Origin of the sequence: Pseudoflavitalea sp. G-6-1-2 (assembly GCF_012927185.1) — a bacterium.
GTDB lineage: Bacteria > Bacteroidota > Bacteroidia > Chitinophagales > Chitinophagaceae > Pseudobacter.
In genome coordinates this window covers 417,276-433,293 of sequence record NZ_JABBGB010000001.1, presented here as the reverse complement: position 1 = coordinate 433,293, position 16,018 = coordinate 417,276, and the positions used below count along the sequence as shown (strand labels likewise).

General features: G+C 46.3%; 14 protein-coding genes. 3 read left to right on the top strand and 11 right to left on the bottom strand.

The window, feature by feature from the left end; translation table 11 throughout:
• Positions 1-116: 116 nt before the first annotated feature.
• The 3 genes from HHL16_RS01720 to HHL16_RS01710 form a co-directional block, all read right to left on the bottom strand.
• Positions 117-1,529, bottom strand: coding sequence for an MBL fold metallo-hydrolase (locus tag HHL16_RS01720; RefSeq protein WP_169423413.1), 1,413 nt, complete (start codon positions 1,527-1,529; stop codon positions 117-119).
• Between the two features lie 71 nt (positions 1,530-1,600).
• Entirely contained in the window at positions 1,601-2,230 is a 630-nt protein-coding gene (locus HHL16_RS01715; protein WP_169423412.1) for a Crp/Fnr family transcriptional regulator, read from the bottom strand.
• 55 nt (positions 2,231-2,285) lie between these two features.
• Positions 2,286-2,918 carry a Crp/Fnr family transcriptional regulator gene (locus HHL16_RS01710; RefSeq protein ID WP_169423411.1) on the bottom strand — a complete coding sequence of 211 codons (633 nt, stop codon included), beginning with the start codon at positions 2,916-2,918 and terminating at the stop codon, positions 2,286-2,288.
• A gap of 109 nt (positions 2,919-3,027) precedes the next feature.
• Here HHL16_RS01710 and rmuC point away from each other — a divergent pair, with 109 nt between their 5' ends.
• On the top strand, positions 3,028-4,425 hold the full coding sequence (rmuC, locus tag HHL16_RS01705) for a DNA recombination protein RmuC (RefSeq protein ID WP_169423410.1): 1,398 nt from the start codon (positions 3,028-3,030) through the stop codon (positions 4,423-4,425).
• 259 nt (positions 4,426-4,684) lie between these two features.
• A complete protein-coding gene (locus HHL16_RS01700; protein WP_169423409.1) occupies positions 4,685-5,269 on the top strand; it encodes a dihydrofolate reductase family protein in 585 nt (194 codons plus the stop codon).
• On the opposite strand, the gene HHL16_RS01695 is transcribed toward HHL16_RS01700, so the two are convergent.
• Together HHL16_RS01695 and HHL16_RS01690 are read right to left on the bottom strand one after the other, a co-directional pair.
• Complete coding sequence (locus HHL16_RS01695; protein WP_169423408.1) at positions 5,270-6,079, bottom strand: sterol desaturase family protein; 810 nt, start codon at positions 6,077-6,079, stop codon at positions 5,270-5,272.
• 68 nt (positions 6,080-6,147) lie between these two features.
• Positions 6,148-6,750 carry a Crp/Fnr family transcriptional regulator gene (locus HHL16_RS01690; RefSeq protein WP_169423407.1) on the bottom strand — a complete coding sequence of 201 codons (603 nt, stop codon included), beginning with the start codon at positions 6,748-6,750 and terminating at the stop codon, positions 6,148-6,150.
• A gap of 102 nt (positions 6,751-6,852) precedes the next feature.
• Here HHL16_RS01690 and HHL16_RS01685 point away from each other — a divergent pair, with 102 nt between their 5' ends.
• Positions 6,853-7,308 (top strand): VOC family protein, encoded by a 456-nt coding sequence (locus tag HHL16_RS01685; protein WP_169423406.1) that lies wholly within the window; start codon positions 6,853-6,855, stop codon positions 7,306-7,308.
• 82 nt (positions 7,309-7,390) lie between these two features.
• On the opposite strand, the gene HHL16_RS01680 is transcribed toward HHL16_RS01685, so the two are convergent.
• The 6 genes from HHL16_RS01680 to HHL16_RS01655 form a co-directional block, all read right to left on the bottom strand.
• Positions 7,391-8,713, bottom strand: coding sequence for an erythromycin esterase family protein (locus HHL16_RS01680; protein ID WP_169423405.1), 1,323 nt, complete (start codon positions 8,711-8,713; stop codon positions 7,391-7,393).
• A 66-nt stretch (positions 8,714-8,779) separates the two neighbouring features.
• Positions 8,780-9,571, bottom strand: a complete 792-nt coding sequence (locus tag HHL16_RS01675; RefSeq protein ID WP_169423404.1) for a GNAT family N-acetyltransferase — start codon at positions 9,569-9,571, stop codon at positions 8,780-8,782.
• 10 nt (positions 9,572-9,581) lie between these two features.
• On the bottom strand, positions 9,582-11,681 hold the full coding sequence (locus HHL16_RS01670; RefSeq protein ID WP_169423403.1) for a DPP IV N-terminal domain-containing protein: 2,100 nt from the start codon (positions 11,679-11,681) through the stop codon (positions 9,582-9,584).
• 10 nt (positions 11,682-11,691) lie between these two features.
• Positions 11,692-12,582 (bottom strand): ester cyclase, encoded by an 891-nt coding sequence (locus HHL16_RS01665; protein ID WP_169423402.1) that lies wholly within the window; start codon positions 12,580-12,582, stop codon positions 11,692-11,694.
• Between the two features lie 62 nt (positions 12,583-12,644).
• Entirely contained in the window at positions 12,645-13,418 is a 774-nt protein-coding gene (locus HHL16_RS01660) for a helix-turn-helix domain-containing protein (protein WP_169423401.1), read from the bottom strand.
• Positions 13,419-13,524: 106 nt separating this feature from the next.
• Positions 13,525-15,915: an ABC transporter permease gene (locus HHL16_RS01655; protein ID WP_169423400.1), complete on the bottom strand. Its 2,391-nt coding sequence runs from the start codon at positions 15,913-15,915 to the stop codon at positions 13,525-13,527.
• Between the last annotated feature and the right edge of the window lie 103 nt (positions 15,916-16,018).

Here is a 16,018-nt window from a genome sequence, read left to right as displayed (position 1 = left end):
AGAAAAGCTACCCCACAACTCATGCTGTGCGGGGTAGCAAATTATCTTATGGTTAGCCATTAAGTGCAAGGAACTCTAAGTTACAGTTCGGCCTGTGAATCTGCAACTGCGCTTGCTTATTGATTTTCGGCTGGTTCTCCTGTTGTGAGAGAAAACTTGCCTGCTTCACGGATCGATTTGAATCCTCCCTGAATATCGGTTACATGCTCGAATCCCCGTGATCTGAGGATGGAGAGGAAGATCATAGAACGATAACCGCCTGCACAATGCACATAGTATTCTTTCTGTTTGTCGAGCGATGCGATCTCCTGATTGATATCGTCGAGTGGCGTATTCAGTGCTTCTGTGATATGGCCGAGTTTGTATTCTCCCGGTCTGCGCACATCCAGCACAGTTATATCTTTTTGTTCCAGCTGTGTTGCGGCAGTTGCTGCTGCGATGGAATCGATATGGTCTGTTTCTTTTCCGGCTGTTTGCCACGACGCAAATCCACCTTTCAGAAATCCGATGGTGTTATCGTATCCAACCCTTGCCAATCTAGTGATCACTTCTTCTTCTCTTCCTTCATCTGAAATCACCAGAATGGGTTGCTGAATATCGGGGATCAGCGCACCTACCCATGGAGCGAAATTTCCATCGATGCCGATATTGATGGAGTTGGGAATGAAGCCCTGCGCAAAGATCTGCGGATCGCGGGTATCCAGCATCAGTGCATTGGTTTCGTTGGCTGCTGCTTCGAATGCATCCGGCGTAAGGGCCTGGCTGCCTCTTTCGATCACTGTTTCGAGGCTGTCGTATCCTTCTTTGTTCATCAGCACATTGAAGGGGAAGTAGCCGGGAGGTGTGGGCAATCCTTCTGTGAGTTCTTTCACAAACTCTGCTTCCGTCATATCTGCACGGAGTGCATAGTTGGTAGCCTTTTGATTGCCGAGTGTATCGGTTGTTTCGCGACTGATATTCTTTCCGCAGGCGCTTCCGGCACCGTGTGCGGGATAGATGATCACATCATCGGGCAGCGGCATTATCTTGTTGCGCAGCGAATGATACAATATCGAAGCGAGTTCTTCTTTTGTTTTGTTGGCGAATTTCTGTGCAAGGTCCGGGCGGCCCACATCTCCGATGAAGAGTGTATCTCCGGAGAAAAGCGCTACCGGTTTTCCTGTTTCATCTTTCAGTAAAAAACTGCTGCTTTCCATAGTGTGGCCTGGTGTATGCAGCAATTCGAAACTGATTTTTCCTACCTGAAAATGATCGCCATCTTTTGCAATGATGGCATCAAATTTCGGAGCAGCATTAGGGCCGTACACAATCTTTGCGCCTGTTTTTTCTGCTAGGTCCAGATGCCCTGAAACGAAGTCTGCATGGAAGTGCGTTTCGAACACGTATTTGATCTGTGCATTGCCTGCAGTTGCTTTGCTGATGTATGGAGCCACTTCGCGAAGCGGATCGATCACTACTGCTTCTCCTTCGCTTTCGATATAGTAAGCACCTTGTGCAAGGCATCCTGTATAAATCTGTTCTATTTTCATATTCTTCAATTGTAGCGTAAAATTAGATACTGTTTTCTGGTTGGTTGGTGACTTACATCACATTGCAGCGATCAGGGTAGCAGCCATTCGATGCTGTTGCGATGCAGCACGAGCATATTTCTGGCTTCCATCTTTTTTAACAAACGTGAGATCACTTCGCGCGACGAATTGAGATCGTGCGCTATCTCCTGATGCGTAATGTTCAGTGTCGAGCCAAATTGTTTCACCTGCCTTTTGAGATAGAACTCCAGCCGTTCGTCCATGGTGGAGAATGCAATGGCATCGATGGTTTGCAGCAGGCTTTCGAACCGGTTTCTGTACGAGCTCAGCACAAACTGGTACCAGCTTTTGTAGGTGGTCATCCATTTGTCCATCAGTTCGGGGGGAAGGCTGATCACTTCGGCGTCTGTGAGGGCTCTGGCCAGTACTTCGCTTTTTTCGGATCTGGCAGAGCAGACGAAGGAGAGCGAGCATGCCTGGCCGGGTGTGAGATGATAAATGAAGAATTCATTGCCATCCTCATCTTCACGATACAGCTTGATGATGCCGCTTGCAATCAGCATGGTACTTCTGATTGTTTGCCCTACACGCAAAAGCGTATCACCTGCCTTTACGGATTTCACCGTGGCATGTGCAGACATCTGCTGGTAAAGCTCTTCTTCGAGACCGGGAAAAACCTGTTTCAGTTGCGTTGCATCCATAGGTGTAACTTATTACAAATATGGTACAATCGAAACGCCAAAAAGTTGACGAAGATCAGCTCTCCGACTGATTCCCTGCACTGGCTTTTGTGCGGGGTCTGGTTCGTGCACTGCGTACGCGGCTGAGCGTTTCTTCGGTCATGTTGAGGAAGCTGGCGATGTATTTTCCGGGAACGCGGTTCACCAGTTCAGGTCTGGTTTGGATAAAGTGTTCGTATCGTTTGGTAGCGTTGGGAATGCGGCAGATGATGGCACGTTGCTGAGCATCGTAGTAGTATCTTTCAAGCAGCTTCCTGCCAACAGCATTCATTTCCGGAAACTGATCATAAAGGTATTGTATAGCCGAAATGGGCATGATGTTCAGTTCGCAGTTTTCGAGCGTTTTGATATTCTCGCCCATTGCTCCGGGTTCGAGCAAATTCTGGATGCTTGTTATCACTTCACCTTCCCGGCAGATCCATGTTGTGATCTCCTTCTCATCATCGACGATGTATCCGCGCATCAATCCTCTTTTTATGAAATAGTAGTGCTCGCATCTTTCATTAGACTGCAGCACTAATTTTCCACGCCCGACTTTTTTCTCGATGCTGTGTTTGTTGAAATAATCTACTATCTCATCATTGATGGGATGTAATGACTTGAGGAAGTCAATCAATTGCTGATTTGCTCCAATTGCTTTGGTTGCCATAATAGTGGAACAGGTCTGTTTAAAAGGGTTTCACGGGCAATTTACGGGGTATTGTACATTTCTTAAAAAAAAGGGTGACATTTGGTTATTCATTACCAACCAGTCTACTATGAGCTTACTAACCTTACTGCCGCTCATAACCTTCGTTATCGGCGGCCTGGTGGCATGGTTGATCAGCAGGGGCAGCGCCGCATCCAAGATTGCGACCTTGTCTACCCGCCTTGCATCCGAGCAGGAACAGTTGAGTTTGAGTACCCGCAAGTTGCAGGATGCCACCATCAAAATCAATGAGTTAACTGATAGTTTCAATCAAGTGAAGGAAGAGAAGATCCATCTCTCGGCCAGTTTCAGAGAAATGGAAAATCGCCTGAATCAACAGCAATCCTTTCTCGAAAAGGCAGGTGAAACCATGAAAGCCTCCTTCCATGCGCTGTCTGCCGAAGCCCTCAAACATAACAATGAGAGTTTTGTAACACTTGCCAAATCCACGCTTGAAACACAGGTGACGGAAGCCAAAGGAGATCTCGAAAAAAAGCAGCAGGCCATCGATGCACTGGTGAAGCCGCTTGCCGAGAGTCTCGGCAAATTCGATGGAAAGATCCAGGAGATGGAGAAAGCGCGCATGCAGCAGCATGGGCAGATCAATCAGTATATGCAGGGCGTTCAGCAAATGACAGAAGCATTGCAGCGCGAAACGCATAATCTGGTATCTGCATTGAAAACATCGCATACGCGTGGTCGTTATGGAGAGATAGCTTTGAAACGTCTGGTGGAGTTTGCAGGCATGACGGAACATTGTGATTTCGAGGAGCAGGTGTCTGTAACCAGCGCTGAAGCAAAAACGCTTCGGCCGGATATGATCATTCGTCTTCCGGAAAAAAAGATCATTGTAGTGGATTCCAAAGTGCCGCTCTCTTCATACATGCGCGCATTCGAAACTGATAACGAAGAGGAGCGCAAGCAATACTTCGCACAACACGCGCAGGCAGTGCGCGATCACCTGAAAAATCTCAGCGCCAAATCCTACTGGAATGAGTTCGACGAATCGCCTGATTACGTTGTGCTGTACATGCAGATAGAATCATCATTCGGCGCTGCGCTGGCTGCTGATCCCACTTTAATTGAAGATGGTATCCGCAACAAAGTGATCTTTGCTACTCCAACTACACTGATCACCCTGCTGAAAACCGTTGGTTTCGTTTGGCAGCAGGTGAAGATCACAGAGAATATCGAAGAGATGCGCGCTGCGGGTGTTGAACTTTACAACCGAACTACGGTGTTGCTGAAACATTTCAACAACATGGGAAGCAGTTTAAAGTCTGCTGTAAATCATTACAACTCTGCAGTGTCTTCACTCGAAAGCAGGTTTATTCCGCAGGCGAAGAAACTGCATGCGCTGGGTGGCGCTTACACCAAAAACGAAGTGCCTGATATCGAGCAGGTGGAGTTGAATCCGAGAGATGTGGCGGAGATAATGATAGAGAATAACAATAATCCTGTCGCCTAGTACTCATAACAGGTTTGCAATAAAATGATTGGCTGATCGCATTGCGGTCAGCCATTTTTTTAGGAATAGCGTAATTGTATTGTTTCAGGGCTTGTCCAAACCATCTCCCTGATGTTGCCGAACCGGCAACCGTTTCTGCCGCAAAATGACTGTGATTTGTCAGTTTCACACCCGAATTAACCGCGCCGGCACTGATAATTTTGTATCCGGGAATGATCTGTAAAATAATCCCTATGCCCCTGACCGAAAAAACAGTTGAATGCGTAAAGTGATTGTATCAATGAATCTAACACTGGATGGCTATATGGCTGGCCCCAAAGGAGAGCTCGACTGGCACTTCGCCTATTGGGACGCTAACATGGGAGAACGGCTCGCGAAAGAACTGAGCCAGGCCGATACCATTCTGTTGGGACGGGTAACCTACCTGACCATGGCCGCTTTCTGGCCATTCAAAACTGCCGATGCTTTATGCCCCAGAGACGAATACGCCTATGCTGTAATGATGAATCACCATCAGAAGGTAGTGTTCAGCCGCAGACTCGAAAAAGCAGATTGGAACAATACAACTATTATCAAAGAAGATATTGAAGACGGAATGAATCAACTGCGTGCCGAATCGAACGGGCACCATAAAAACATAATGGTATACGGAAGCGGAAGACTTGTATCTGCACTGATACAACTCGATATGATCGATGAGTACCAGTTGTGGGTACATCCGGTACTCATCGGAAAAGGAAAAGCTTTTTTCGGAAAATATTTCGATCAGCAGGATCTCAGTTTACTCACCACAACCACCTTCCCGTCGGGCGTGGTATTACTGCATTACAAAGTGGAAAGATGATTATGCACGCTGTGCCACAGGCTCTGCAACGCTTGCTGTTGCTGCATTGCCGAATCGTTGGGCCTGGATCTTATCGTACTCTTTCACGTAATCGGGATGTTCGGTTCCCATCAATCGATCCCACACACGGAAGTACAAGCCGTAATTCCCTTTGAATTTGCTGTGATGCAGATTGTGGTACACCGATGAATTCAGCACTTCGAACAATACCGACTTTCTGAATCCTTTTGGCATCAGTTCGTATCCCAGGTGACCATACACATTGATCATGAATGCAGAGATGGTGAACCAGAGCACACCCATTGCATGCATCGGCATTACCATCACAATCACTACCAGTACGCCGCCTTCGGCAATTGCTTCGAGCACGTGGAATGAATAAGAGGTCCAGGGAGAAGGATTGGTGGATTTATGATGCACCAGGTGTGTAGCCTTGAAGATCTTTGGATGATGCATGATGCGATGGAACCAGTAGAAATAAGTATCGTGCACCACCAGACTGAGCGCAACACTCAAAGGCAGCCACCATACCGGATATGCTGCAATATCATCGTACAACAAAGTGTATTGCTTGAATGGAGTGGCTACTATCAGCACCACAATTACCGTGAACACAGCTGTGGACTGCATGGAATGCCAGATCTCTCTCCAGAAATCCTTTCTGGCAGCTTTTCTTTGCTGGATCTTCAGCTTCCTGATCCTGTTGCTGAAGAAAATATAAAAAAGGAGGAAGGGGATACCCGCCAGTACAAAATACCTGATTACGGATATGCTGAATACTTCAACGAAGATTTTCCACATTTGTTCCATACTGCTGAAAAGTTTTGATGGAACAAATTTATCCGTACACCTGCCTGTGGGCCGTTAACAAAGGATAATTAATGTTTCTGCTGAATTCTTTTTCTGATCCGGCTCAGCGAAACAGGTGTTACGCCCAGCATGGACGCGAGATGCTTGTCTGGTACACGGTTCACGATATTGAACTTGTCGGAGATCAGTTTCTGGTATCTTTCTTCAGGGGAGAGAAACACGAAAGATTCAATCATATCGAGGGACTCGGAGAGCATGCGCATGAGAAAGAAATTGCGCAGGGGTTCGAATTCGGGCTTGGCACGCATGATATTGTCCAGTACATCGTAGTCCACTTCCAGCAGTTTGCAATCTTCCAGTGCACGGTAGATGAACCGCGAAGGACGTAGGTTGATGATGGTGTCGTGAGACGCAATCAGCTGCCCTTCCCACCGGATGTACAAAGTGGCTTCATCTCCATTCTCTTTGATGGCATAGGCACGCATCACGCCTTTTTCAATGAATGCCAGTTTCTTGCTTTTATCGCCTTGCGGAATGTACACCTGATTGGCTTGAAGGGTAACAGTGCTGGATGCTTCAAAAAGCGGAGCAGTCTCCTCCGGCCCCAGTCCGGTTAGTTTCTGAAGGAACTCCTGAAGTATTTCTATGGCTGCAGAGCTGAATGCATTCATAGGCGCAATATACCTCTAAATAGTCGCAGATGCACCCGTTGCATTTAAGTTCTGCGGAGTAAGTTTGTATACACCAGTTCTATAACCATAAACACAATCAATATGCAAAAAATCACCCCCATGCTCTGGTTCAACGGCAATGCCGAAGAAGCCATTGCTTTCTACAAAAAAGTATTTCCGGGTACATCATCCTCCAATGAACTTCGTTCGGGAGATGGCCTTATCACGGCTGCATTCAATATTCTGGGACAGGATTTCATAGCCCTGAATGGAGGTCCGCAATTCAAGTTCTCCGAAGCAGTGTCATTTGTGGTAAGCGCAGATACACAGGAAGGGATCGACAACTACTGGAATCAACTCATTGCCGATGGTGGCGCTGAAGGTCAATGTGGATGGTGTAAAGATAAATTCGGACTAAGCTGGCAGATTGTTCCTCCGGTACTCACCAAACTTCTTACAGACAAAGACCGTGTTAAAGCAGGCAACGTAATGCAGGCTATGCTGAAGATGAAGAAAATTGTGATCGCTGATCTCGAAGCAGCTTATCAGGCAGCGTAATTCTCCTGATTCAACATACACATAACCGGACTGGTCAACTACCAGCTCCGGTTTTTTATTTGCCTGCTGTGTTTGAAAAATATCAACGATCTACCGGGAAGTTTTTTCTGATGAAGAACATGCCGTCGAACACTTCACTCCAGTTGCCTTTCATGGTTTGGAAATCCAGAAAGTAAGCCAGCTGGGGTTTCTTCCATTGAGCACCGGCATGGCGCAGGTCGGCAAATGCAACCGGATATTGCGTATTGTGGAGTCGCTCTTCCATGCTGCCGGGAATGAGTTGCGGAACATCCATGGTTTTGCCATTGGTATAATCCTGAAATTGTCCTTCGGAAGATGTGAAGCCGATTGCGTAGGCCTGATCTTTAAAGTAGTTGCGCACCGTTTGTCCCATCGGCTCAAGCGTTTTGAAGAAAAGACCTGCCTCTTCAGGAACCGCAACAGGAAATGATAAGGTTGATGTTTGCTTTGCGATGTGCACATTGTGCGCCCACACGATGATCTTCTTTCCAGCATACACTCGCTCTGCCAGCCAGATAAGATTCTCTGCCATTTGCTTATCACGAACAGACAATTCGTTTCCTTTCACAAGCTGCCAATAGCGCGTAGTCTGCGATTCAATGCTGGCAATAACTCTGTACCAGAAGCCTGCTGATTGCAACAGATCGGTGGCTGTTTCCTTTTCGTGCGGAGCAAGCAGTTTCTTCAATGCAACGAGCTTAGTGAAAAACTGTTGCTGCTCATCGGCAGATGGACGATACTCGCGTGACCTGAATGTAGCCACAGCAGTCTTTGTGAAAGATTCCCATGAAGCATCCACCGATGCTGCATGAAAGGTTTTCAGAAATTTTTCAAAATCAGTGAAGAGTTGAGCGATTGCTTTTGCACCCGAATGCTGGCTTTCAAAACCGGTTACTGTAAGCGGATTGCCGGAATTTGCTTCAGATTGAATGTAACTGAATAGCGGTTGCATCTGTTTGCTGTTGGCGTACATGAAGAACAGACTCCCTTTTATTTCATTGGCAAACTCTCCGCCATTGCGGGTGTTCTCCCAGATTTTGGTACAATCGTAGAACCCGCTTTCGAATGCCAGTACATCGAAGCCCATTTGCTGATGCAGAAATTTGATCAATCTCGTTTTGGCTAAGAAAGTGCCTCCTTCCCCATGCGTTTGTTCGCCCAGCAATACAACTCTGGCATTGCCGATGGCACGCTGCAGTCCGGCAAGATCCGCAAAGCTTGTGTCTGCAGGATCGATCGATTTCACTTCAGAAACATTTCTGTCGATACCGATCGCCGTATTGCCGGAGAGTTGACTGCAATGGCTGGATGCCAGTGCTATCACTGCAATCAGCAAACCGAACGATAAGGATGATATGCCGGAGGGTAAGTTTTTTCTGCGCATAGGAAGGGCTGTTTCAATACAGTATGGGCGGCTGCCGTTTTGTAATGTTGGGGGCGAAAATGTTTATCATTTGTTGTTGGGTTTCACGCGCATGCTCATTCCATAGGCATGCCTGAATCCGAACTGTTTGTAAAAATTAGTGAGGGCAGTACCGGTGTACAACCCTACGAGTGAATTTTCGGGAGCGTTCTTCAATAGCCAATCTTTGATGGCATTCATCATTGTGGAACCTATATGTTTTTTCTGCCAGTCGGGAAGAACCATCACATCCTTCAGATAATAAAAACTGGCATTGTCTCCAAGCAGCAATGCACAACCCAGTGCTGTATTGGTGTTGCTGTCTTCCGCAACTACAGCGTACAAGGGTGCTTTTACAATGAGTGCTGGATCGGTAGCGGGTTGAGTCTTCGTCCAGCCAACAGCGTCGATCAGTTTTGTATATTCTTCGGGAGTAGGGCAGCGTTCAACAATCCGGATATTGGGTGGAAGCGGTTCCGTAAAGCCTACATTGTGTGCAGCATGACCGAACCGGATGCAGTGCCCGTCCGGATCACCTACCAGCATTTCGCGCACACCCCATTCAAAAGTTTCAGGCACTTTATGAATGATGGCGCCTTTCGCTTTGATCTGTTCGTAGTATTCATCCACATCATCCAGAAAGATGCTGAGCCATGTGCCTTTCTGCCCCTGTTCTCCGAGACAGAAAAATATCTCGACTCCATCTTTGCTGGCTCCCCCGAATGTGGGCGGCGTTTCCCATTCCCATTTGCAGTCGAACCCCAGTACTTCTGTGTAGTAAGTGAGACTGCGTACAATGTCGGATGAGTACAGGATTGGTATCACGTTGTGAAAGTGCATGAAAAGATATTTAGTTCAGTAAATATTTGTTGATGAACACAGCCAGTTCCTGTTTACTGTGCAGCCATTTCTTTCCTCTGAAACCGTGTCGTACTCCGGGATACAGGATAAATTCAAAATGCTTTCCTTGTTCCTGTAAAGCATTCACCACTTCGAGGCTGTTCTGCGGATGCACATTCTGATCGCTGTTGCCATGAATGATGCGGAGCATGCCTTTGTATTTGTGTATCCAGTTGAGCACGGAAGTTTTCTGGTAACCTTCCGGGTTATCGGCCGGAGTGCTCATGTACATTTCGGTGTATTGCGTATCGTAGAAGCGCCAGTCAGGAGGGCCATAATAGGCAACGCCGTAATCGAAAACATCGGCGCCGTAGGTGAGTGCGAGGAGTGTCATGCGGCCACCGGCACTGAAGCCCGTCATGCAGAGTTTGGAAGGATGCACCCAGGGTTGCTGCTTCAGCCATCTTCCTACGGCCATATAATCTTCGGTTTCATAAATACCGGCCTGGCGATAAATGTAATTCATGCCCGTTTTCCCAAAGTGGCCACTGCTGCGGTTATCAGCCGATACCTGTATCACGCCCTGCTGCGCCCAGTAGATCTCGGATAACGAAATATTCCAGGTATCGAATACCCTGCTTGAATATGGCCCACCATACACCGTCATCAGTACCGGGTATTTTTTTGTGCTGTCGAAGTTCAGCGGATAGGTGATGGTTACAGGCAGATCGAATAATCCATCTGTGCTTTTTACCCGGATGAATTGTTTCCGTGGAATGGCATAGTTGTTGAAATCTGCTCCCCGCGCAGTTCCCAGCTCCATCAGTTTTTCTCCTTTCGTATTGAAAACTGCGCTGCTGGTAATGGTGGTAGTATTGGAATAATTGGCTACGAAATATTTGAAGTCCGGAGAGAACCACACATTGGTAAAATGATAATTGCCTTTGGTGATTCGTTGCATATTGGTTCCGTCGAGACGAATGCTGTAGATATCGAGGCGGGCAGAGTTTTCTTTTCGTGCACTGAAATAGAGAATGCGTTTCGCTTCATCGATAGCGAGCAGGTCTTCTGTGTCGTAATCGCCACTGGTAATGGCATTGATAAGGCTTCCATCTCTTTTGTAGAGATAAAAATGTGTGCGGCCCGTTTTGTCTGAACCTATGATAACATTTCGTCCGCTGTCGAGCCAGGTGATGGATGCTGCATTGTTGATGTTTACCCAGGTGGCTTGTGTTTCTTCATACAGCAGTTTCTTGCTGCCATTGTCGGGATCTACTTCAAATACTTTGATTTGATTCTGCCGGCGGTTCACCCATTTTACTATCAGTTTGTTATCCGGACTAAATCTCAACACTCCGAAGTACTGATCTTCCTTTTCATTGAAATCTGCCCAGACCGTCTTCCGGGTGGTGCGATTGAAAATCCCAATACGCACCGTCGGGTTTTTTTGTCCTGCTTTTGGATAACGATATTTTTCCAGTCTGCCGTTTTGTTCGTCTGTATCCGTAACGTACAATGAAAACACCGGCACATTCGATTCGTCGAAACGCATGAAGGCCAGATACTGGCTGTTGTGGCTCCATCGCATGGTGTTGCTGCCGGTGATCTCTTCCTGATACACATACGATGCTGCTCCATTCAGCGTAGAATCATTGCCATCTGATGTTACAGCAAATACAGTTGGACGCTTCTGTTCAACCAGAAAAATATTGTTGTTGCGAACGTATGCGCCGCATTGCCTGTCCGGAGAAGCTGTAGGGAGTGATATTTTAGGAGGAAAGCTGAAAAGCAGTCCTGGTGCGGGTGCTGGCTTTGTGATTGCATCGATCTGCTTGTTTTGCAGATTGGCAGTAAAGAATTCTTCCGATTGAGAAACCGGATTGGCTTTTTTAAAAACCAATTGCTGACTGCCCTTCCATTCCACCAATACGGGTAGGGGAGCTGTCAGCAATTGATCATTGCCAGTATATGCGTCAGTAAAATTGAGTATTTTTTGTTGAGCAGATGCTGATAAGGAAATCACTGAAAGAAGTATGAAACGTATCGGACGAGAAAGGATGGCTACACTATTCAACAATGTGCGATGCAATTTCTTTTCGATGCGTTTCATTGAAATCTGGTTATGGTGTTAAAACTGTTTTTGAATCCTGGGCTGGTTCAAATTGGCTTCTCTCCATTGTAATGTTCAGTCTGCGCAACATGGCGGGCATGTCGAACCCTTCTTTGCGGTAGTTTTCCTGAACAGCTTCTTTCGCATGTTGCAGATCTGCCTGTGATGCCCATTGAGCAATGGTTACAAATTGAAGGTTTCCTTTCTCGTCTTTTTGCTCATAGGCTGCGTCTTCTATGAAACCGGGCATTGTTTCTATGAGATGCCGGTTAGCTGCTACACGTTGTTTAAATTCATTTACAGAAGCTGCCGGAACTGTAAACCGGTCGATGAAGATAATCTTTTTAGGATTGAGTTTTTGTTGGAGGCTGTGAATGTTTTGAGGCAGTACCTGCATTTGCTGAAGAAAAGTGAAACGGTCTGTAAGCAAATCCACAGAAGCTACCTGCTGATTGCTTAAGCGAAAGATAGCATAACCCGGAGAAGATACTTTTTGCCCCAGTACAGGAATTCCGGTAAAGCTGTTCTGATGAGTTCCGGAGAAGATCCATCTCACAGTAACTTTGTCGTTCTCAGCAACGAGGTCGGTTAAATTCCAGTGTGCGTCAGCAAATGAATGAACCAGGTCTTTCGGTCCGGCCAGAAATGCTGCGTAACCTTTATTTCCTCCAATACCGGTGAATTCCGGTGAAATCAGGTCTTTGGCCAGTTCGAAATTTCTTTTATTGAGTGCATCTTCAAAAAGCTGGCGAACTATTTCTTTATTCTTTTCTGCATTGCTGATCATAACGGTCTCCTTTTTTGGTTTGATTTGATGGGTAGATGTAGTTTGTGCAATGAGTTCTCCGGCGAATAAATAGACAAGAAGAATCAGTGCTGATGCGGATTGTATCAGTTTCATGCTCGATCTTTTTACAAAACTACAAGTAGCGGGAGGCCGGAAATTGTAAAAAATCACTTGGTTTACCAGCGACGGGGACTGCGGAGGAATTCTTTTGGGGTCTGGCCAGTGAAAGCGCGGAATTCTTTGATGAAATGCGACTGGTCGTAATAACCAGCTTCATAGCCGGCATCGGTGAGTGAAGTATACGAAGGGATCTTCTCTATGATGTTTCTGATGCGGATGATCGATGCATACTTCTTGGGAGAAGTGCCGATATAAGTTCTGAACTTCTTCTCAAACGGATCCTGACTTATATGCAATGACGCAGCCAGCTCTTTTACTTTGATTATTCCATGCTGCTGCTGAATCAGCTGAACAGCACGCTGGATCAATGGATCGTTGTCTGTTCTGATCAATTGTTGCTGTAAGAAATCATCAGCAATTTTTGCACGCTCAGCATGTGTGGCTGCTTCCTGTATCTTTTCTGTAAATGCTTCCAACAATTCGGAAGAAAACACATTACCGGCATCTACAGTTTGATTGTAGAGCTCATGCGCCGGCATTTTGCTGAATGCGGCTAATCCGCCTTCGCGGAAAACAATCAGAAAATTGGAAGTCCCTTTGGTGTAGGAAAGTTGCCGGGCCGCGTTCTGCAATCCAGAAATGATCTGAAGCGATGGAGTAGTGGTATGTGCTCCTTCATAAAAAACAATAGAACCGTTAAGCCTGATTGCCAGCACAAGATAAGTGTCGGGAATGAGGGTATTGTTCATCCCGTTTTCACTTTCAATGATCATGTACTCCCTCACGTAAGGAGAGAGTGAAATGGAAGGTGAAAATTTGTATAGGTTCATTCCTGCCGGCACTTCATAAAATTACAGAAACTAACCCATGATGGAAAGAAATAACAATGCCCAGGAAAACATCTCTGGGCATTGCAATGAACATATGCGGGAAAGATTACTCAGAACGCAGGCTCTTCACAGGATTGGCCAGTGCTGCCCGAACAGATTGTATGCTGATGGTAAGCAATGTGATCAGCATCACTATCAGGGCTGCGATGCCAAAGATCCACAACGGCATTTTGATGGCATAGGCATAATCCTGCAGCCAGTGGTGCATGGCCCACCAGGCAAGTGGTGCAGCAACAGCAAAGGATACCAGTACGAATTTCATGAAGTCTTTGCTCAGCAACATCACAATATTGACCACTGAAGCGCCAACAATTCTGCGAACGCCAATTTCTTTGATACGTTGCTGAGTTGTGTACGAAGAGAGGCCGAACAAACCAAGGCAGGCGAGTGAAATGGCAATCGCTGCAAAAACATTGATGATCTGTCCGAGTCGTATCTCGCTTTTGTAGAGTTCGTTGAAATCTTCATCGAGAAAATGATAGTTGAACGGACGTTGCGGAACCAGTGTTTTCCATTTTGATTCCATGTATGCAATTGTTTGTGGGATATTCTTGCCGGAAATTTTCGCGAGCAATGTTCTGCCATATTTCCCAGGGAAGAGCACCAGTGGTTTGATGGCAGTATGCATCGATTGAAAATTGAAATCTTTCACCACAGCTTTCACTGTACCGGGTCTTGAGTCGTCGAGGAACATATTTTTCCCGATGGCTTCCTGCGGCTCCCATCCGAGGGTGCGTGCAGCCGATTCATTCAACACAAAATGATAATTTGGAGTAACACCTTCGGGAACATCCACATCTTTGATATCCTGCTCAGTGATGTCTTCTCCTGCTACAACCTGCAACCCAACAGTTTTGATATAGTCTTCATCCAATATCCCTGCAGTTACTGAAATATCCTGACCGGCTGCCATGCTTTGCGAACGCATGTTGTAGCCACCCCTGATGGAGGTGGGAGCATCACCTGCACGTGATACGCTCAGAATATCTTTGTTTGCAGTAAATTCCGATTTGATGGCTTTGATGTTCTTCAGCACATTCCTGTCGTAAGGCAGTACCACTACGTGTTCACGTTCATATCCGAGCTTTCTGTTCTGGATATAGTTCAGTTGTTTTTGTATAATGAAAGTGGCGATGATGAGGAAGGCAGAAATACTGAACTGAAATACGATCAGTGTTTTTCGCAGAATGGTTCCTGAACTGGTTGATTTGAATGCACCCTTCAATACTTTCACCGGCTGAAATGCCGACAGCACAACAGCGGGATAACTGCCTGCAAGCAATCCGATGCAAACGATCGCAAACAATGAAATGCCAATTACTGTTGGTGAAAGCAATGCCCATCCGCTCAGCGTTCTGTCCGATAACTGATTGAATGAGGGCAGTACCAGCAACACAATTCCAAAGCTAAGTATGAGCGCAACCAGCGACAGCAACACAGATTCGCTGAGAAATTGTTTGAATATCTGCGACTTTTCTGCGCCAACCACTTTTCTCACTCCCACTTCACGCGCACGCTCCATCGATCTGGCGGTGCTGAGATTGATGTAAGTAAAACAGGCAATGGCAAGTATCAGCAATGCTACTGCTCCAATAATATAGATGTATTTGATGCTTACGTTAGGAACGAATCCTTCGTATGGAGAATGAAGATGGATGGACCGGAATGGCTCCAGATCAAAATTGATAGTGGCATTCATCCCCTTCGTTTCGTTTTGCATAAAGGCAGGAAGTTTGGCCTGCATGCTTGCGATCCCTTCCGGATTTTTGAAAAGGAGGTAAGTGGTATAGTTTGCGTTGAAATAAGTTTTCTCCTGATTCGCTCTCGCTGTAGAAAAGGAGAGGATCATGTCGTAACCGATCTGTGAGTTGGAAGGACAGTCCTCAATTACACCCGTCACTTCAATCGGAACAGCGTCAGATCCGATCTTCACCACTTTGCCTATTGGATCTTCATTACCGAAATATCGTTTGGCTGTAGAAGCCGAGAGTACAATTTTATCCAATCCTGAAAGAGCGTGTTCGGGATTTCCTTTCAGCAACCGGAAAGAGAATACATTGAATATTGTTGAGTCGGCGAACAAGATTCTGGATTCTTCAAATTGTTTATCGCCGATAGAAATAACGCGGACTGCGTCCATCATTCTTACACCGGATTCAACCTCAGGGAAATTCTGCTGAAATGCCGGAAGCACTTTGGTGCTGGTGAAATTTCCTTTCTGGCTTTCGGTGCTACCTGGAAACCGGTAGCTCATGATCACGCGTGCAATGCGGTCTCCTTTTTTCTGGAATTTGTCGAAGCTGAGTTCGTGATGGATGTATAGCCCGATCAGCAGACAGCAGGTCATGCCGATCATCAGTCCCGTGATGTTGATAAGTGTGGCTGATTTGTTTTTGCTCAGGTTTCTCCAGGCAGTCTTCAGGTAGTTTTTAAACATACTGGGGTTGTTTAGCGTTGGTTATGCAATTGGTTATGGATGGCCTTGTCGGCTTATGGAAGAAATGAAATTGGAAATGAGAAAGTAACTCTACTGAAGATAG